This is a genomic window from Brevundimonas sp. CEF1 (assembly GCF_051353055.1).
Classification (GTDB): domain Bacteria; phylum Pseudomonadota; class Alphaproteobacteria; order Caulobacterales; family Caulobacteraceae; genus Brevundimonas.
This window is the reverse complement of sequence record NZ_CP195594.1, coordinates 24,926-43,227: the sequence shown is the minus strand read 5'-3', so window position 1 is coordinate 43,227 and position 18,302 is coordinate 24,926. Positions and strand designations below refer to the sequence as shown.

Annotated in this window: 19 protein-coding genes and 1 pseudogene; 4 read left to right on the top strand and 16 right to left on the bottom strand. The window is 63.6% G+C overall.

Features of this window, described 5'->3' with window-relative positions; translation table 11 throughout:
• Positions 1-32: 32 nt before the first annotated feature.
• Positions 33-2,060 (top strand): annotated as a pseudogene (locus tag ACR9FL_RS18445) (Tn3 family transposase); the annotation flags it as partial.
• A gap of 220 nt (positions 2,061-2,280) precedes the next feature.
• Here the strand turns inward: ACR9FL_RS18445 and ACR9FL_RS18440 are convergent.
• From ACR9FL_RS18440 to ACR9FL_RS18405, 8 genes are all read right to left on the bottom strand, one after another.
• Positions 2,281-2,715, bottom strand: coding sequence for a hypothetical protein (locus ACR9FL_RS18440; protein ID WP_436358250.1), 435 nt, complete (start codon positions 2,713-2,715; stop codon positions 2,281-2,283).
• 37 nt (positions 2,716-2,752) lie between these two features.
• On the bottom strand, positions 2,753-3,250 hold the full coding sequence (locus ACR9FL_RS18435; RefSeq protein ID WP_436358249.1) for a hypothetical protein: 498 nt from the start codon (positions 3,248-3,250) through the stop codon (positions 2,753-2,755).
• Positions 3,251-3,362: 112 nt separating this feature from the next.
• Positions 3,363-3,917, bottom strand: coding sequence for a hypothetical protein (locus ACR9FL_RS18430; protein ID WP_436358248.1), 555 nt, complete (start codon positions 3,915-3,917; stop codon positions 3,363-3,365).
• Positions 3,918-3,994: 77 nt separating this feature from the next.
• Positions 3,995-4,390 carry a hypothetical protein gene (locus tag ACR9FL_RS18425; RefSeq protein ID WP_436358247.1) on the bottom strand — a complete coding sequence of 132 codons (396 nt, stop codon included), beginning with the start codon at positions 4,388-4,390 and terminating at the stop codon, positions 3,995-3,997.
• Positions 4,387-4,695 (bottom strand): hypothetical protein, encoded by a 309-nt coding sequence (locus tag ACR9FL_RS18420; RefSeq protein WP_436358246.1) that lies wholly within the window; start codon positions 4,693-4,695, stop codon positions 4,387-4,389. The genes ACR9FL_RS18425 and ACR9FL_RS18420 overlap by 4 nt, the downstream gene beginning before the upstream one ends.
• Before the next feature lie 9 nt (positions 4,696-4,704).
• Positions 4,705-5,154, bottom strand: a complete 450-nt coding sequence (locus ACR9FL_RS18415; protein WP_436358245.1) for a hypothetical protein — start codon at positions 5,152-5,154, stop codon at positions 4,705-4,707.
• Positions 5,155-5,472: 318 nt separating this feature from the next.
• Entirely contained in the window at positions 5,473-6,381 is a 909-nt protein-coding gene (locus tag ACR9FL_RS18410) for a DUF2493 domain-containing protein (protein ID WP_436358244.1), read from the bottom strand.
• Between the two features lie 290 nt (positions 6,382-6,671).
• Positions 6,672-10,979 (bottom strand): strawberry notch-like NTP hydrolase domain-containing protein, encoded by a 4,308-nt coding sequence (locus tag ACR9FL_RS18405; protein WP_436358243.1) that lies wholly within the window; start codon positions 10,977-10,979, stop codon positions 6,672-6,674.
• A 232-nt stretch (positions 10,980-11,211) separates the two neighbouring features.
• On the opposite strand from ACR9FL_RS18405, the gene ACR9FL_RS18400 reads away from it, so the two are divergent.
• The 3 genes from ACR9FL_RS18400 to ACR9FL_RS18390 all read left to right on the top strand — a co-directional run bounded on the left by ACR9FL_RS18400 (position 11,212) and on the right by ACR9FL_RS18390 (position 13,704).
• A complete protein-coding gene (locus ACR9FL_RS18400) occupies positions 11,212-11,631 on the top strand; it encodes a LexA family protein (RefSeq protein ID WP_436358242.1) in 420 nt (139 codons plus the stop codon).
• On the top strand, positions 11,628-12,893 hold the full coding sequence (locus ACR9FL_RS18395) for a Y-family DNA polymerase (RefSeq protein ID WP_436358241.1): 1,266 nt from the start codon (positions 11,628-11,630) through the stop codon (positions 12,891-12,893). Before ACR9FL_RS18400 ends, ACR9FL_RS18395 begins: the two co-directional genes overlap by 4 nt.
• Positions 12,894-12,972: 79 nt before the next feature.
• Positions 12,973-13,704 (top strand): SOS response-associated peptidase, encoded by a 732-nt coding sequence (locus ACR9FL_RS18390; RefSeq protein ID WP_436358240.1) that lies wholly within the window; start codon positions 12,973-12,975, stop codon positions 13,702-13,704.
• A 6-nt stretch (positions 13,705-13,710) separates the two neighbouring features.
• Here the strand turns inward: ACR9FL_RS18390 and ACR9FL_RS18385 are convergent, their stop codons facing one another.
• The 8 genes from ACR9FL_RS18385 to ACR9FL_RS18350 all read right to left on the bottom strand — a co-directional run bounded on the left by ACR9FL_RS18385 (position 13,711) and on the right by ACR9FL_RS18350 (position 18,254).
• On the bottom strand, positions 13,711-14,310 hold the full coding sequence (locus tag ACR9FL_RS18385) for a hypothetical protein (RefSeq protein WP_436358239.1): 600 nt from the start codon (positions 14,308-14,310) through the stop codon (positions 13,711-13,713).
• Between the two features lie 113 nt (positions 14,311-14,423).
• Positions 14,424-15,692: a DUF7146 domain-containing protein gene (locus ACR9FL_RS18380; RefSeq protein WP_436358238.1), complete on the bottom strand. Its 1,269-nt coding sequence runs from the start codon at positions 15,690-15,692 to the stop codon at positions 14,424-14,426.
• Complete coding sequence (locus ACR9FL_RS18375; RefSeq protein ID WP_436358237.1) at positions 15,692-16,048, bottom strand: hypothetical protein; 357 nt, start codon at positions 16,046-16,048, stop codon at positions 15,692-15,694. The genes ACR9FL_RS18380 and ACR9FL_RS18375 overlap by 1 nt, the downstream gene beginning before the upstream one ends.
• 15 nt (positions 16,049-16,063) lie before the next feature.
• Positions 16,064-16,426, bottom strand: coding sequence for a hypothetical protein (locus ACR9FL_RS18370; RefSeq protein WP_436358236.1), 363 nt, complete (start codon positions 16,424-16,426; stop codon positions 16,064-16,066).
• On the bottom strand, positions 16,423-16,689 hold the full coding sequence (locus ACR9FL_RS18365; protein ID WP_436358235.1) for a hypothetical protein: 267 nt from the start codon (positions 16,687-16,689) through the stop codon (positions 16,423-16,425). Before ACR9FL_RS18365 ends, ACR9FL_RS18370 begins: the two co-directional genes overlap by 4 nt.
• A complete protein-coding gene (locus tag ACR9FL_RS18360) occupies positions 16,689-17,297 on the bottom strand; it encodes a hypothetical protein (RefSeq protein ID WP_436358234.1) in 609 nt (202 codons plus the stop codon). The genes ACR9FL_RS18365 and ACR9FL_RS18360 overlap by 1 nt, the downstream gene beginning before the upstream one ends.
• 98 nt (positions 17,298-17,395) lie before the next feature.
• A complete protein-coding gene (locus ACR9FL_RS18355) occupies positions 17,396-17,668 on the bottom strand; it encodes a hypothetical protein (RefSeq protein ID WP_436358233.1) in 273 nt (90 codons plus the stop codon).
• A 319-nt stretch (positions 17,669-17,987) separates the two neighbouring features.
• Complete coding sequence (locus tag ACR9FL_RS18350; RefSeq protein ID WP_436358232.1) at positions 17,988-18,254, bottom strand: hypothetical protein; 267 nt, start codon at positions 18,252-18,254, stop codon at positions 17,988-17,990.
• Positions 18,255-18,302: the final 48 nt, after the last annotated feature.

Here is an 18,302-nt window from a genome sequence, read left to right as displayed (position 1 = left end):
CGGCGCAGAGCGACAGCCTACCTCTGACTGCCGCCAATCTTTGCAACAGAGCCGTCGAAACCCACGACCGGATCGTCGGCCGTCTCTACCGTGCTTCGGAGCGTATTTGCCATGCAAAGGTCGCAGACGAAGCGGGGGTGGTGCGTGACACCCTGAAATCCTTCGCCGAGATCGGGGGCGCCCTGGTCGATGCACAGGATGATGGCCAGCCGCTGGGCGATGTCATCGCGAGTGGGTCAGGGTGGGACGGCTTAAAAACCCTTGTTGCAATGGCAACCAGGCTGACCGCCACCATGGCCGACGATCCGCTCAATCATGTGCTCGACGGTTATCACCGCTTCCGCCGATACGCTCCACGCATGTTGCGCCTGCTCGATCTGCGAGCTGCGCCCGTTGCACTGCCGCTTCTGGAAGCGGTGACGGCCCTTCGTACCGGTTTGAACGATGCCGCGATGACCAGCTTCTTGCGGCCCAGCTCGAAATGGCATCGCCACCTTCGGGCCCAGAGGGCTGGCGACGCTCGCCTATGGGAGATCGCGGTGCTGTTCCATCTGCGCGATGCGTTCCGCTCCGGAGATGTCTGGCTTACTAGGTCCCGGCGCTATGGCGATCTGAAACACGCACTCGTTCCGGCACAATCCATCGCGGAAGGCGGTCGTCTCGCTGTGCCATTGCGGCCGGAGGAATGGCTGGCAGACCGGCAAGCTCGCCTCGACATGCGGTTGCGCGAGCTTGGCCGTGCCGCTCGCGCAGGCACGATCCCGGGCGGGTCGATTGAAAACGGCGTTCTGCATATCGAGAAACTCGAAGCCGCCGCGCCGACAGGCGCCGAAGATCTGGTGCTCGATCTCTACAAGCAGATCCCGCCCACGCGCATCACCGATCTCCTGCTGGAGGTGGATGCGGCGACCGGCTTCACCGAAGCGTTCACCCATCTGCGCACAGGAGCACCCTGCGCTGACCGGATCGGGCTAATGAACGTTATCTTGGCGGAAGGGATCAACCTCGGCTTGCGCAAAATGGCGGATGCGACAAACACCCACACCTTCTGGGAATTGATCCGCATTGGACGGTGGCATGTCGAGGGCGAAGCCTATGACCGGGCGCTGGCCATGGTGGTCGAGGCACAGGCAGCGTTACCCATGGCCCGGTTCTGGGGCATGGGCACGTCGGCTTCGAGCGACGGACAGTTCTTCGTCGCTACAGAGCAAGGTGAGGCCATGAACCTGGTCAACGCGAAATATGGCAATACCCCGGGCCTGAAAGCCTATAGCCACGTCTCCGACCAATATGCGCCGTTCGCAACCCAGGTGATTCCTGCAACGGCAAGCGAAGCGCCTTACATCCTCGATGGCCTGCTGATGAACGATGCTGGACGCCATATCCGCGAGCAGTTCACCGACACGGGCGGCTTCACCGATCACGTCTTTGCCGCATGTGCCATTCTCGGCTACCGGTTCGCTCCGCGCATCCGCGACCTGCCATCCAAACGGCTCTACGCGTTCAATCCGTCGGCCGCCCCGGCGCACCTGCGAGCGTTGATCGGCGGAAAGGTCAACCAAGCCATGATCGAGCGCAATTGGCCCGACACCCTGCGCATCGCCGCCACCATTGCTGCCGGGACCGTCGCGCCAAGCCAGATTCTGCGGAAACTCGCCTCCTATCCGCGGCAGAACGAGCTCGCGACAGCCCTGCGGGAAGTCGGTCGCGTCGAGCGCACCCTGTTCATGATCGACTGGATTCTGGATGCCGAACTCCAACGGCGTGCCCAGATCGGGCTCAACAAAGGCGAAGCTCATCATGCGCTGAAGCGGGCAATCAGCTTCCACCGCCGCGGTGAAATCCGCGACCGTTCCGCCGAAGGCCAGCATTACCGCATCGCCGGCATGAATCTGCTCGCCGCCATCATCATCTTCTGGAACACCATGAAGCTCGGCGAGGTCGTTGCAAACCAGAAACGCGATGGAAAGCTGCTATCGCCCGATCTCTTGGCCCATGTTTCGCCGCTCGGATGGGAACACATCAATCTCACCGGAGAATATCGCTGGCCAAAGCCTTAGCGTAGGATTCCGCCCCCTCCCGCAAACGACCCCTTCCTTCTCGAAATAGGGAGGGTGTTCGCCTCTGGCGAAGACCTGAGGGGCCCTTAAAACCAAGGGGCCATGTCCAGGCCGAGGGGATGGACGGGACGCAGCCCTGCAGACGAAGTCGAAGGCCAGTCCCGGCCGTTCCGAGCCGCGAAGCGGTCGCCTTGACCTGGCCCCATACAGCCGACGCCGCCTAGCTGACGGTTTCGGGTTTCTTGTCGCCGCCTTGGAGCCATTGAAGGGTGCGCGACACAACGTCGTTGATGATGAAGCTGCCGACGATCATGGGCGCACAATACCAGACCCACAAGCCCGGAAGCAGGTCGAGCAGACCGATCATTCCTATCCAGAGGAGCGCGAGGCCAACGCCAAGCGTGCGGCGCCCAACGCGAGGGTTCGCGATCGCGGACAGGCTGTTGGACAACTGGATCAGCACGAAGCCCGCCAGGCCGATGCGCCCCAGGAGGCCGGTGCGCGCGGAGATCGTCGCCAGGTCGGCCGCCGTGACGGGGGAGGCGGGGGCCGGCCATGCGACTGTCGCGATGACGACGCCGAGCCAAAGGAGGACGCCGAGGCCTCCGATGGCGATAGCGGAGCGATTGAGATTGCGGGTGGTCGACGGCGACATGAGCGGATTGTTCCGATGAGGAAGGCTGGCGCGGGCCCTAGTTTGCGGAAGCGACTTCCAAAACGGGACCAGCTGCGCGGTATGTGAGGATGATGTCGGGATTATCGCGGGTGCAGGCGAACCACAACGGGCCTTCGTCAGGCTCGATGCAATCCGTCGCATCGAGCAGCGTCGGCCCTGCGAAATCCGGATCCCAACCTTTGGCGCCGCGGGCGTGCCGTCGGAAAAAGGCGTCAGTGCCGGCCGGGATGGGATCGACGGCCGTCCACGCGCCGTCGATCCACTCAACCTGGACGTCGCCCAGGATGGTGAGGGAGGAGGCGCGGAACGTCTCGCCGTCGACGGCAGGTGCGGCTCGGTCCCAGTTTTCGTCTGGCCGTGAGAGCCAATCGGCCCAGGACTGCAGGCGGCAGTCGCAGGGCACGATCTCATCCGAATAGTCAGTGATGTAGTAGAGCGTCTCTTCCATTCGATCCTCGGTGATTTTCTCCTGGAGCGGTCGCGCGGCGGTGTCGGCCGCGCGGCGCTCACCCACGCTTAATAGTCAGGCTCAAGGGTGCAACAGCACTGCCGGGTATGGAGGCCTTCAGGCCGGAATGAACCCAAAGCCGGGCGCAACGAGACCACGGCAACCAGGACTGGACTCTTCACGACAAACCCAGCCGCTTTCGCGAGCAGGTGACGAAAGATCTTAGTCGATCCCGTTCACGACCATCGGATCCAATGCGATGCTCGCAGCCATGCGCATCGGTATATCGGATCGCCACATCCACCTTCGCGTGCAGAGCTGCGGCCTTGACCTTGGCGCGCTCGGCGTCAGAGGCCAGGTTCTCAGCTCGCCCTTTCCAATAGCTGGCATTCCGTTGAGGGTCCGTTCTGGCCCACGCGGCGTTGGCCTGGACTATTTCGGTCAGGATCCCGGGCTCCTGGATGCGGGGAACTGCGACGGAGGTGTCGATCAGACGCATCAGGCAGTCGTGATCCGCGTATCTCGGACCGTCCAGGTTGCGCCATTCGCACCAGACCGAGGCCTCATACTCTTCGCTGGCCGATATGGAGTTCCGGTCACGGTTCATCGCCTTCGTGGGGTCGAACGCGCGTAAGACCATGACCATTACGACCAACATCACCACGATCCAGAGGATACTGGTAACAAGGTCGCATCCGTCAGAGGTTGCCGGGCTGGCTACGTCGGTTTGCATATCGATCACCGTTGAGAACTAGACCATGGCCGCTGCTCAGCGAGCGAGGCGGCGCACCTTCCGAACCTTCAGGTCGGCTATCGCGCAGGAGCGCGGCTCAACTCTTTGAGGGCGAAGATGAGGTGGCCAGCAGCAGCGATAGCCGCTAGGCCGCCCCCGACCTTGAAAATGATGACAAGCACGGCCAGGTCGCCCAGGTTGTCGCCAAACAGCATCGACATGGCCGCCGGCGCAGCAAGAAAATAGAGCCCGGCGAAGGCCGCCCAGATGAGGGCCTTCACCGCAGTCGGGGTGTCGGGATGCTTGAGGGCTATACCCCCGGCGATCATTCCAACAAGCAAGGCGGGGCCAGCGAAGAACGGGGCGAAGATCGCGGCGCCCACCGACATGAGCGCGACGCCTGTTCCGCCCAGGGCGAGTTCGTCCATACCGCCGGCATCAGCGTCGGAGTTCGTGGTCAGATTGTCTTTCATCGAGTTTTGCTCATGTCAGAGACGGCGGGTGTGTTCCGCGCGGTTGGGGTTGAGGTAATGGAGACATCAGCAGCGGGGCCGTTTAGCCCCAGCTGCAAAGTCGCGGCGGCCGCGATTTGAGAGCGAGCCTGCCGAACTAGCGATTGCCAGGGGTTGGGCCGCCTGAAGCGCCCGATGCGGTTCTGGTGCACCCAGATTGCTGCCCAGTAGCCGAACATCATGAACTTGTATTTGGCCAGACTTTCCCAGGCCTTGGCCTCAGCCTCGTCCAGGTCTCGGGCGAGGCCCGCAGAAATGTCATTCATGGGGGTCATTCAGTCCGCGCGCTGCGCGGCCCGCGCCCGCACCTGGCCCATGAGGGCCTCGGCGTCGGCTTGGTCGCGGTCCGTGAAATAGCGGTACTGAAATTCGGATCCGTCTTCCGGCTCAAACCAGAAGCCGAATAGCGACATCTGACCGTAGCCGACCTCGACAACATGCCATCGGAGATAGTTACCGGAGAGGATGTTATCGGGGCTGGAATGCGTGATCTCTGGGTCCAGAACGTCGTACCAGAACAGGCCTTCAGGCGCGCTCGAACACAGGTCGCGAATGGCGATGATGCGTTCGGCCAGAAGGCTCGCCGCTCCAGCGGCGACGATGTCGTTGGCGTCAACCAGAGCGTCCAGCGCGTGGAAACTGGCGATGACGCTGGCGATCATCTGCACTTCTTGCCCGTCGCCTTCCGGTGCGGGTGAACCGGCCTGGATCTCCATGCTGATCATCTCTCGTTGCTGATAGGCAGGAACATATCATGTACACGAAAAGGGGCAATATCATATACACGATATTATGCCCGTTTGACCGGATTTCGTGTATTCGATATGTGTCGGGCATGGGCCGAACGAAGTTGTGGCATGAGCATGTGAACCTCACGCTGCCGGAAGGCGCGAAGGCCCGCATGGACGCGGCCCTACAGCCGGGGGAAGACCGGCTTTCCTTGATCCGAGAGGCGATCGAGAGGGAGTTAGCGAGGCGGGCGCGTCTTCAGGCGAAATGAAGCTGCGCCACCACAGGTGGGGCGACGACGACGCTGATCACCTCTAGCTGATTTCCACCACGGCGATGCCGAGGCGACGGGCCTTGTCGACCAGGTTGTCGCGAACGCCCTGACCGGGCCCTGCAATGACGCCAATGGGCATGGCTTCGAGCATCTTGTCATTGCGTTTGAACGGCGCCGACTTCTGGTGACGAGTGAAGTCGGGGCTGAAGACGACTTGGGGAACCTTGCGAGAGGACGCCCAGCACGAAGCGATCTTCGGCCCGCCCATCTTCTCGCCTGTATGGGCCAGGACCATGTCGGGGTGCTTGGCGTGGGTCTTGTCGAGGATGGCCCAGATCTTGTCGGTGTCGTTGAAATCTGTGCTGGAAATGAAGCCGACCATGGCGCCTTTCGGGGCGTGGACCTGATTGTCGACGCGCTGGCGAGCATTCATGAAGTCCCTGGAGTCCAGCATAGAGGCGGTGAGGGTTGCCCGGTTGACCTTGCTGCCAACTGCAGGACGCCAGGTGGAGCCTGTGTGAACTGCATAGAGATCAGCCGCTATGTCGCGCAGCGCCTCGAAAGCGTTCCGTCGCTCAACGAGGCTGATGCCTTGGGCGGTGAGCTGCTCGAGCTCCACTGAGCGAACCTCAGAACCGTTCTGCAGGGCGATGGACTCACGCTGCTGAAGCTCGTTGCGGTCTAGGTCTTGATCAAGGCGGCCGACCCGGCGCTGAAAGACGTTGACGATGCCCCAGAGGACGTCGTCCAGGTCATCTTCCAACCGCGTGTCGCCCAGGGCGTGCCCCAGGGCGTCGAAAACGTCGCCAAGGCCTTGGTGACAGGCCGAGGCCTCCGGCAACGGCCGAGGATCGGCTTCATCGGAGAAGGGCCGATATCCGACCAGGGCAAGTTCATCGAGCAAGGCGCCGGTAGGCGTGGTCTGGGGGATGAAAGAGCCGTCGGCCATGATCAGATACTCCGTTGCAAGTCCCGGGCGCTCCGGCGCCCTTCACGGGGACCGAAACAGCGCGGCGAGCGCCGGCCCGCACCTTCGGCCGAAACGAAGTGGAGGACCGCTTTAGCGGTTGCGGGACGGGGCAGGGCGACTCTCGCCCGAACGCCGTGCCGGGCCCCCTCTCGTGAAGGGCGTTTGAGCGCCCTCTCTCGTGCAAAGCAGAGGGTCATTGGCAGGTCGAGCTGCAGCGCCACCGCGATAGCGGCGCCGCAATTCGAAGGCTGGTCGTATGAGCGGCGCTTCTAGCGCCGCTGGATGCCGACTACGGGGTGGCTGGAGAGGATCTTCTCAAGCAGCGCCAAGCCGTGAGGCCCGACAGGGATGAATGCCCGTGTCTTGTAGTTGATGATCTCGGTCGTGAGGCCTTCGGCCTTCCAGCGCGGGAGAACCGCAGCTGTGAGTCCGGTGATCTCGATGCGGCGGGCGTGCATCACCCTCACGCTTCGAATCTGCAGATCGTCAGCAAGGCGGGCAGTAGCACCTTCATCGAAGACCAGGCCGCGGATCTGATCGGCCGACAGCGATGGCGCATCCAGTCCGAAGTTCTGGCAAAGGCCTGGAAGGTCCAGCTGATCGACAACGCGACCGATGAAGCGTTCGCCGCAACCGGCCTGCAGGCGATAGACGCGCGTGCGGGCATTGGGCAGTCGCGACCAGATAGGAAGCAGAAGACCGGTCACGATGTGGAAAGTGCTCTCGGAGAACTCAGGAACATCAGCGAGCTCCGCATTCCAGGCATGGGCGAAGGTGGCAGGGGACGCCTTGACCCAGTTGGACTGCTCGAGACCCGAGGCATTGATGCGGTCCTGCTGAAGGGGCCGGACCAGACGCCGGCGCTCAATGGTGATGCCGCTTTCGTCCATCAGGCTCGCGGTCCTGACACAAAGGGCAGCACGACCTGACTGGGTGTTGACCATGAGCTGACCGCCATTGTCGCGGCTGAGTTCGAGGACCTCGTCGAGTGAGGTGGGCTTGTTGCGCATGATCTTGCGGATCTCGACCAGGTGCGACTCCGCGGATGAAGCTTCGTGTCGGTAGATGGTGCGTCGGCCGACGACGTCGAAGCGTTCTGCGGTCAGCTGCTCCACGCCGACCTCATAGGTGCCGGCCGCCACCGCTGCGTCGATCTCGGCCTCGATGCGCTCCTCCAGGTAGCCGAAGATGGAGTTCTGATGATTGATGCGCATCGCCAGAACGCGGTTGAGGAAGGTGGTGATGGGAGGCAGTTCGTCCTTCAAGGTGCCGTCCTGATCGGTAAGCGCGAGGCCGGTGGCCTGCTGAAATCCGTCCAGGCTGAGCCCGTCGACGTCGCCGGCATGGATCATCCTGTAGAGGCGGCGAAGGGCGGTCTTGGCGTAGTCGCTTTCGAGATTGTCCTCAGGACGGAAAAGACCTTGGCCGCCGGTCTGCCGCTGACCTTTGGTGAGGGCGCCCAGGCTGTCGAGGCGACGAGCGATCGTTGACAGGAAGCGCTTCTCGCCTTTGACGTTCGTGGCGACTGGCCGCAACAGCGGGGCGTGGACCTGGTTGGTGCGGTTGGTGCGGCCGAGGCCCTGGACTGCTGCGTCAGCCTTCCATCCAGTCTCCAGGAGATAGTGGGTGCGCCTGTCCTGGTTCTTGGCGTTTCGATCGGCGTGGTAGGAGCGGCCGGTTCCGCCGGCGTCGCTGAAGACGATGATCTTCTTCTTTCCGTCCATGAACGCTGTGGTCTCATCCCGGTTTGCCGAGGCCGGACGACGCTCTACAGCGAGGCGGGCGCCGTCAAACGACACGCGCTTGACGATCCGGCGGGATCGGCCAGTGACTTCAGCGACCTGGTCAGTTCCGAAGTGGTGGATCAGCTGATCGAGCGCTGAGTGCACGGCGGGCAGGGCGCCGAGGTATTCCATCATTTCGTCGCGCTTTTCGAGCGCGGCCTGACAGACGACGGGCTGGCCATCCTGCATGGCGATCCGGGACCGCAGGTTCCCTTCTTCGTCAGAGAACACCTCATGCAAGGCGATCGGGAAGGAGTTCATCAGATAGTCGAGAACGTATTCCCGAGGCGTCACGTCAACCTGGATATCACCCCATTCGCTGACAGGGATCTCAGCGAGGCGGCGCTCCATCAGCGCTTCGCCCGTCGTGACCAGTTGGATGACCGGCGCGAACCCGTCGTCAAGGTCACGCTGGATCTGCTTCAGCACGGTCGGCATTTTCATCGAGGTGACGATGAAGCCGAAAAACCTCTGCTTTGCGCTCTCAAAGGCCGACCGGGCGGCGCCCTTCGCGTTTCCGTTCAGGGTGGCGCCGGAATCGCTGGAGATGTTGGTGAGCCGAAGGGCCGCCTCGAGGTTGTTGTGAATGATCGAGAAGGCGTCGGCGTAGGCGTCGTAAATTTCGGTCTGTTCGGGCGTCAGATCGTGCTCGAGGATCTCGTATTCGACGCCGGCATAGGAGAGCGACCGTGCGGTGTAGAGGCCGAGCGCCTTCAGGTCCCGAGCGAGAACCTCCATGGCCGCTACGCCGCCGGCCTCCATGGCCGCGACGAAGCTGGCCCGGGTGGGGAAGGGGAAGCTGGCCGCGCCCCACAGGCCGAGGCGAGAGGCGTAGCCGAGATTGGATACGACCGTGGCCCCGGTGGCGGAAACGTAGAGGACGCGCGCGTTCGGTAGGGCGTTCTGCAGCCGTAGTCCGGTCCGGCCTTGTTCCGACGGGCCGCGATCGCCGCGAGCGCCTTTCTCTCCGGCTGCGTTGGCCATAGCGTGGGCCTCGTCAAAGATGATCAGGCCGTCAAAGTCGGAGCCGAGCCATTCGAGGACCTGGGCGAGACGAGATGCCTTCTCGCCGCGCGGGCCCGATCGGAGGGTAGCGTAGGTGGTGAAGAGAATGCCTTCCGCGAGCGGAATCTTGCTGCCGAGCGGGAAGCGTGACTGGGGAACGACCTGGTTCGGGCGTCCGCCTAGTGCGCTCCAGTCACGGCGAGCATCTTCGACCAGGGGGTCGTTCTTAGAGACCCAGACGATCTTGCGGCGGCCCTGAAGCCAGTTGTCGAGAGCGACGCCGGCAGCCTGTCTTCCCTTGCCCGCCCCCGTTCCATCGCCGAGGAAGAAGCCTTGGCGATAGGGCCGACCATCTTCGTCGTTGGCTGCAGAGAGAACGTCGTAGGTCTCGTCAGCGCGCCATCGGCCAGGAAGAAGGCGGGAATGGGCTTCCCCAGCGTAGATGATGGTTTCGAGCTGAGCGTCGGATAGTGCGCCGCCCGTCACGAGCTGGCGGGGGAGCCGCGGCTGATACGCCGGCATGGGGAAGCGAACGGCCGACATGGCGGCGGATTCGACCAGGGTCGAGGGGTGGGTTGCGGCGCCCTCGATGTCGATCGTCGCGACGGTGTATGCCTCATAGATGCCCTGCGATCCGGACTCGATGTCCTCCGTGAGGGTGCGGGCGGTGTATGCGACGAGTTCGGCGCCGGGGAATTCGACCGATGCCGGTTGCTGGAACGTCGCCGCCGCTGGACGCAGAGTCGGACGCGCGATCGAGACAGCGGCGCTTGTCCGTGCCGGTCGCGGGCTAAGTCCGAGGCGTTCCGGCACAGCGGAGAGCGACGCGAGCAGGTCGGCGCTGTCTTCGGCCATCGGCAGCGACGACGCCGGCGCTGCAGCATCCTCGCGTTTGTCGATGACCGTGAGACGGGTGTCTGTCGTCGTGCCATGGCGGGCATAGGCGCTGCCATCGAGCGCGCGAGTGAAGACGACCTGGCCATGGGCTTCCCGCAGATGGCTGTAGAGATCGGGGTGTTCTTCAGGGGACAGCCCGGCGCCAGTGATCGCCACCAGACGGCCGCCGCTTTCGAGCCTGGCGAGGGCCGCCTCGATGTGGCGGAAGTCGGCGCGTTGGGTCCTGCCGGTGACTCCGGGCGAGACGCTGAAGGGCGGGTTCATGATGACGAGCGTGGGGCGAACGTCAGGGTGGAGGCGATCGTTGATCTGCTCGCCGTTCAGCCTGGTCACGGCCGTATCGCGGAATAACTGATCGAGCAGCGAGGCGCGGGCTTCGTCGAGTTCATTCAGGTGGAGCCGCGCGCCGGCGAGTTCTGCATAGATGGCCAGCAGGCCAGTTCCTGCAGAAGGTTCGAGGACCACATCTTCAGGGCGTGCATCGGCTGCAATCGACGCGACATAGGCGAGATCGACGGGCGTCGAGAACTGTTGAAACTGGAGCTGCCGTTCCGAGCGGCGCGTCTGGGAAGGCGCCAGCCCGCTGAGCGCCTTCAGGGCTGCGAGGCTGTCGGCGGGGTCGATCTGGGGCGCGACGATCGATGCGGCGTGCCGGCGAAGGTAGAGGACCTGAGCAAGCTCTGCGGCTTCATAAGCATCGCGCCAATCCCACAGACCGTCCGCGTCGGATCCCTGAAACGTGTGCTCCATGGTGGTGCGCAGGACCTTGGCGTCCAGCTGGCGCCCCTTGGCGAGTTGGATGCCCAGCACCCACGCGGCGGCCACGAGACCGTCTGTCTTGGACATGCGGCCGAAGAGGCCGTCGGCTACTGCGAGCGGAGAATTTTGCATCAGGAAACCCGAGATTTGGAGTGACGGCCGCCTCTCTTTTCCTCGGGCGACCTTGCCCTTCTCGATCCTGCCTCTTCCTCTAAAGGCCTGAAGCCACGCTGCACCGCGGACATGGACCCCACGCCCGACGCGCCGCACGTTGGCGGAACAAAGAAGGAACAAAACCGCTTGCGAGGTGATGGCTCAGCGCGTAATGCGCCGCGCTGGGTCGGTTGGCTCCTGGAGCGAAACCGTGAAGGCGTTGAAACAAGAACTGGTGCCGCTGATGGGGAGGGCGCTGTGCGCGGGCTTTCCGTCGCCGGCAGACGACTATGTCGAAGAGGCGCTGGATCCCGCGCGCCTGATCGTCACCAATCCCGCCTCCACCTTCATGTGGCGGGTGGTCGGGCGCAGCATGATCGCGAGAGGCATCAACGACGGCGACTATGCCGTGGTCGACCGCTCCCTGACGCCTAAGGCCAACGACGTCGTAGTGGCCGTGATCGACGGCCTGCCTAGCGCCAAGCAGGTCGTGCGCCTGCGCGGCGGCCGCCTGGCGCTGGACTTCGCAAACCCGGAAATGGGCCCCTTGATCTTGGACGAGGCGAGTGAGGCCCTGATCTGGGGCGTAATTACCTGGTCGCTCACGCCGCATCGGCCGCCGCCGCGATGAGCGGTCGGGTCTTCGCCCTGTCGGACGGCAACAGCTTCTACTGCAGCTGCGAGCGCGTGTTCGACCCGCGCCTCGAGGGCCGCCCGGTCATCGTCCTGTCGAACAACGACGGCTGCGCGGTAGCGCGGACGCCCGAGGCCAAGGCCCTGGGCATCGAGATGGGCGCGCCCTGGTTCAAGATCCGCAAGCTGTGCGAGGCGAATGGCGTCGTCGCCCGGTCATCGAACTACGTGCTCTACGGCGACATGAGCCGGCGCATGAACGAGATCTATCGCGCCCACGCCCAGGACGTCGAAGTCTATTCGATCGACGAGAGCTTCCTCGACTTCACCGGCATGATCGACCCGGCCGGCCACGCCCGGGCCATGCGACGCACCGTCCGGCAGTGGACCGGGATCCCGACCTGCGTCGGCCTTGGCCCGACCCGGGTTCTGGCCAAGGCCGCCAATCACCTGGCGAAGAAGCGGCCTGAGCTGGAGGGCGTGTGCGACCTGACCTCGGCCGAGGCCCGCGACCGGATGCTGCCCCTGCTGGCGATCGAAGACGTGTGGGGCGTCGGCCGCGCCTCGGCCGGGAAGCTACGCGCGATCGGCGTGATAACCGCTGCGGATTTGCGCGGCCTCGATGCGCGCATCGCCCGCCAGCTGCTGACCGTGACCGGCGAGCGCCTGGTGCGCGAGATGAACGGCGTCCTCTGCCAAGAGCTCGAGATCGAGCCGCCCACGCGCAAGGGCATCGCCGTGACCCGATCGTTCGGCGCGCCGATCACAAGGGTGGAGGAGATGCTAGAGGCGACGGCCTTTTACGCCACGCGGGCGGGCGAGAAGCTGCGCCGGCACGGCATGTTGGCCCACCAGATGCAGGTCTTCTTCCACACGAGCCGGTTCGTCGATGGGCCCAGTCGTTCGGTGTCCGGCGTCGCCAACCTGATCGAAGCGACGGACGACACGCTGCAGCTGGTGCGCGCGGCGTCCTCGGCGACGCGGCGGCTATGGCAGTCCGGGTATCGATACGCCAAGGCGGGCATCATCATGGAAGATCTCGTGACGCCGGCGCAGGCGCCTCGATCGCTGCTGGCGGCGACGGACCCCAGGCGGGAGGCGTTGATGAGGGCGATGGACCGGGTGAACAGCCGGTTCGGTCGGGGCGCTCTGTCGCCCGCGCAGTCGGGGGTGTCGCGTGCCTGGTCGATCAGGGCCGACATGAGGAGCCCGGCCTATACCACCAGACTGTCGGAGACGCCGATCGCGGCGGCGTATTGAGCGGCGCATATTGCCGGGCCACCGCTCCAAGGGCCGGCTCCGACTCCACAAGCGTTGTTCTGCGTGAGAGGTTCCGTGGATGTGCAATCTCTACTCTGAGACCAAGGGCCAAGAGGCGATCCGCCGCGCCGCACGCGCGATGCGAGACTTGACGGGCAATCTGCCGCCGCTGCCCGGGATCTTCCCCGACTACGAAGCGCCGATCGTCAGGACCGGCGGCGACGGGGTGCGGGAGATCGCGCTCGGCCGCTGGGGCATGCCTTCATCAGCCAAGGCGCAATTCGAAGCGGCAAGCCGACGTGCCGACAGGTTGAGGGCCAAGGGCCAGACGGTCGACTTCGAGCAGCTGCTGAAGATGGAGCCGGACAAGGGGACGACGAACATCCGCAACCTGGCCAGCCGCCATTGGGCGCCGCACCTGTCGCCGCCGAGCCGGTGCCTGGTTCCCTTCACCAGCTTCAGCGAGTTCAACCGCGACGCCGGCGGCGACATCTGGTTCGCCCTGGACGATGACCGCCCGATCGCCTTCTTCGCCGGGATCTGGATGTCGAACTGGACTGGGGTGCGGAAGATCAAGAACGACGTCGAGACCATCGACCTGTTCGGGTTTTTGACCTGCGACCCGAATTCCGAGGTACGCGCCATCCACCCGAAGGCCATGCCCGTAATCCTTACTGACCCGGCCGAGCTGGAGGTCTGGATGCATGCGCCCTGGCCAGAAGCTGCGGCGCTGCAGCGCCCGCTGCCGGACGGGGCGCTGAAGATCGTGGCGCGCGGTCGCAAGAAGGATGACGCGCAGCCCACGCCGTAGCTGGTTTTAGATTGCAAGAGCGTCGTCTGACGCCTGGCGTAGCTCCGCTTGAAGGGCCGTCGCGTCCAAACCCGCCTGCTTGGCAAAGAGCGCCGAGAGATTCAGGAAGGCTTGGATTTGAAGGCGCGCCGCCTCCTGGGCCGTCAGTCCCCGGTGATCCGCTATGACGAAAAGATCTTCCGATGCGGTATAGATCGTATGCTTGGCCAGTTCGGCGAAACCAGACTCCTGACCGCTGGGTTGATCTCGCTGCGTCACCTGGCCGAGTAGGCCCCTAGCCACTCCATCAGTGAAGTACTCTTCCGTCACTTCGATGGTCAGTTGATCAGTGCCGCGAAGCCATTCGCCGTAGCTAAGGCCGAGGCCTCTCAGAAACCCCAGACCGTTCGCTTGCGCGGGATCGCCCGAGGTCATAGCGCGGCGACCGGCCGCTAGGGCGAGGCCGATGGCGCGGCCGACTTCTGTGGCGGGATCGTACTCTTCGTTGGGCAGAAGAGGGTCGGGCGGGAAAGCGGCGAGGAACGGAGCGGTGAGCTCCAGCAGTTGAGAGAGGAGGGCCCCCGCTACAACGCGACGCTCCTGAGTGGGCCCATTGGCGATTTGCATGCCGAGCTCCCGATCCGACTCGATGACATAGGGGAGCATGACGCATTGGACACAACACAGTCCAGAACATCGTTCTGTTCAGCTGTTCTCATGCGATCGGTCCTGACCGCAGACTATGAGGCCAACGACATAGCCAGGGGAGGGCGGACGTCCTCCAGACAGGTGACGAGTAGGCGCCCGTCACCCACTCCGGCCAGAGCAGCCACCAGCTGATCGTTGTGATCCATACCGGGGGGAGGCAATGCGAAGGCGCAACCCGATACGCCAGTTTCCAGCCACGCTGCTGCGGCGAGGCTGGCGCAGACCGCAGCCCGAGCAGGGCCGTCCAGTTCGACGAGGCGATGGGAGGTGCCTTCGCCCGGAACACGCACCTTGATCGGATTGCCGTCCATATCGAGACAGATGAGCGGGCCTTCCCAAGGATGCGCCTCAGGGTTTGGCCAGGTGAAGCCAGGGTAGGCCGGATCGGGCTGCAGGCGAACCAGATCGACGCGGCCGAAAGGATCGGACAACCACAAGCCCTGCAGTGCCTTCAGGCCGAGCGTTGCAACAGGACGAGCTGGAGCGCCGTAGAGAATGGCGGCTGAGCCAACCGTCTCGATGCCTTCTCCGACGACGAGCTGACCAGGTGACGACGGCGGCGCCAGCCAGACGCCGCCGTGGCGCAGCACGCCGTCGGGACCAGCGAGCTGTTCCGGACCGAAGACCTTGCGAGGGGGAGAAAGGGCCGCTTTTCCGCTCCCATCAGGGGCCAGGTAGGTCGCGCTGACACCGCCTGTGGGCCCCCAGGGCGTCATGATCAGGCCGATCATCGCCGGGGCCCTAACGACGTCGTTGCCTCGGCCGGAATGGTAGGCGGCTGGATGGAAGCGCAGCATCAATAAAGCGGCGGCCAAAACCGGCCCATGGAAACCACGGGCCCGCAGGTATGTTTCGACCAGTGTGCCAGCCGCTGATTGGCCCTCTCGCCATAGTCGCTTGGCTGTTTCGAGCTTGCGGGCCGTCTGCAAGGCGGTGCGCTTGGCGACTTCGGCCAGATCCACCGGCTTGGTCGTTTCTCCGTCTTGTAGCTCGATCTTGAGAAGGCGCATGGCGGCGTGCCGAACCGACTGGCCAGGCGTTCCCCTCAGGGCATGTTCCAGGTCGAGCACATCGCCGCTGTTCGGATGACAGCTGTGGCAGCGCCAGCGAGTCTCATCGGCGAAGACCTGGAAGGCGCCTGCCCATGTGTCGCCAGCCTCGTAGCGAACCTTCGAGGCATTGCACAGCGGGCAGGGGCCTCTAAGGCCGCTGCCCTCGCGATGCAGGTTCTCGACGCCCGGCACCTGGGGAATCGTGACGCGGCGCCGGGCGTCATCGAAGATGTCGCGGTTTCCAGACATCAGTCGCTGGCGAGCTTCCAGTCCTTGGGAAACTCGATCACAAGCCCTTGGCCTTGGCTATGAACGTCCACCTCGATGCCGGTGCGGTGTTTCGGGGTCGGTGCCCGGGGCAAGAGAGTCGGCGTAGTCAGCACCAGGTTGGAGCCACGCTGCGCAAGGCGATACTCGCCCTTCGGATCGGCCAGCACCTGCAGGAAGACCTTGTTCCGTTCTTCAGCGATGCCGAGCGAGACAGGGCCTGCGGCGAGGTTGGCCCGTTCTGCACAGTGGGGGGGAACGCTCAGGGTGGCGCTGGACGACTTTGCCGCCAGCCGGGGCTTAGCGTCGCCATTTCGGGTGAGGGGGCGAAATTCCATGATGCTCTCCGTCGATTAAGAATGGTGAAGAAGGGAGGGGGTGATTTCCTCGTCAGCCCAGCGGGTGAGGGCGTCGAGAAGGCGGTCGGAGGCCGGCAGATAGACAGCCTCGGGGTAATTGGCCTTCCAGTCGTCAACGATGACGTCGACGTCGGGCCTCTTCGGCGCCGACAAGGTTGGCTGATCGTCGCTGCAGCGCAGACGCCGGTGCAGAGCATGGGCCGCCATAGCGGCATCCAAGGGCTCTCTCTTTGACCAGGCGCGAAGCACAGGGGCCTCGATCGAATTAGGTCGGGCGTCCAGCGCGCTCTGGATGGCGTGCGGGAAGTGACCGTTGTCGTTGGCTGAGCCGATGGCGGGAGTCTTGGCCGCAGTCACGTTGCGTCTCGCTCCGTACCGTTCGGATCGGCGTTGCTGATCCGGTCCAGTACGCGCCCGGCGCTCTCGACAGTGTAGGGAACCCACCCAAGGTCACATCCGTAGGGGTCGGTCATCCAGATATCGAGGTCATCGAAAATGTCCTTGTCGACGCCGAGACTGTACTGATCGACTTCAATCGACTGGTGATCCCCCAGAAGCTCAAAAAGCTTCTCGGGGGTGAGCTCAGCTACCGAAAACTTCGGTTTGGTGAAGGTCGCCATTACGCTTCACCGCCGTCGCTCTGCAGTTGATCGCATGGTGCCAGCTGCAACGATCGGCCCCAGGGCACAGAGCTGTTGAACGCCGCCCACATCAAGATGGCAGAGAACACGCCGGCAATCGCCAAGCCGTAGAACCAAAAGCCCCTAATCACGAACGAGGCTGGGTCGTGAGAAAGGAATGTAGGGAGGCCGAAGAGGCCGAACAGTCCGATCATGACGATCAAAGGCAAGGACCACAGCGCGGCACGGGCTAGTGAACCCAGCAGGATACGATTGCTGGTGTCGTACTCCCGGCGCTCAAGAATGAGACCTTCGATTGCTGCTGCGAGCGTTTTGTCGTCGCTATTCCTCGCCTCGATAAGGGCGGCCGAGACCCGCGCTGGCTCATCGGCCCAAATGGCATCTCGCACGTCGTAAAGGTTCTGCAGGCGCGTTGCCTGGGCATCCCGGATCACCTTCAAACGGGCATCCTCGTTCTTTTTCTCTGACCAGGTCGCAAGGATCTCGTCGATGTCGTTGTGCGCTTGGGCGTCGGTTTGCTGCTTGTTCACCGTGTGACTCATTGGATGTTCGAAACCTGAGGTCGGTGAGCGCTGGAACTGGCTCATAATTGATTTCCGATACAGGTTAAGTCATTGATTTTAAACGCCGATAAGATATCTTATGCGAAATTGGCCACAGCATCAGTTGCCGTTATCGCGTGCCGTTAGCCGATGATTTCGCCCAGCAGGTAAAACCCGAGGAGAAAAGCCGGGAGGCCAATCAGAGGGAGCCGAGCGAGGTGATTGCGGTAGAAAAACGGGATCGCTCTCGAGGCCCACGACGCAAGGTTCGAGGCCAAGAAAACAATCGGAAGGCCTGCTGCCTTGAGGCTTCGCTCTGAAAGCGTTGCTCCTTCAGCCCACCAGAACACGCCGAGGAGATAGATCAGTACCAAGACGAACAGCGAGACCGAGACCTCGAACCATGAGATCGCCATTCTCTCGCGGAGGTCAGGACCAGTTCCAGGATGGATACGGCTACGGGGAAAGCGTCGGCGTCGGCGCGGCATAGGCGTCAACCCGTCCCAAGGCCCCTTTGGATGCTGAAGGAGGCTCATCGGATATCGTCCTTTCGCGAACGAGTGGTGCAGGTTTCGACCCGGCCAGATGCCGAGGTCGGTTGTTCAGGGAGGCAGCCGGGCACAGACGAAGCCATTTGATGAAGCGGCTCGGGAACGCTCGGCTGACGAGCAATCATCACCACGACGAGGGCCCCGGCGACTGCGACGCCCATGGCGAAGGCGTACCAATTCGCAGTCATTGGCCCGCTCCCACATGCACAGCAGCGACGGCCGCTAGCGCCTCGAAGCTATGGCTGGACCAGCTGCGCCCCTCTTCAAGGAGGACACTGGCGCCAGCCTCGAGGAAGCGAGGGGTTGCGTCAGGGTGCGCATAGAGGAAGCTGACGATCATGCCCGCAACCTGCGTGGCCGTGATGCTGCAGCTGGCCGCAAGGTCGAATGCGACGGTGGCGATTTTCTGCAGCACCTGGTCGGCAACTGCAGCGAGCTGGCTGTCTGTCATCTTGGCGTCCCTTGGTCTGTTGAAGTGATCTGGTCGTAGGCTGTGAGG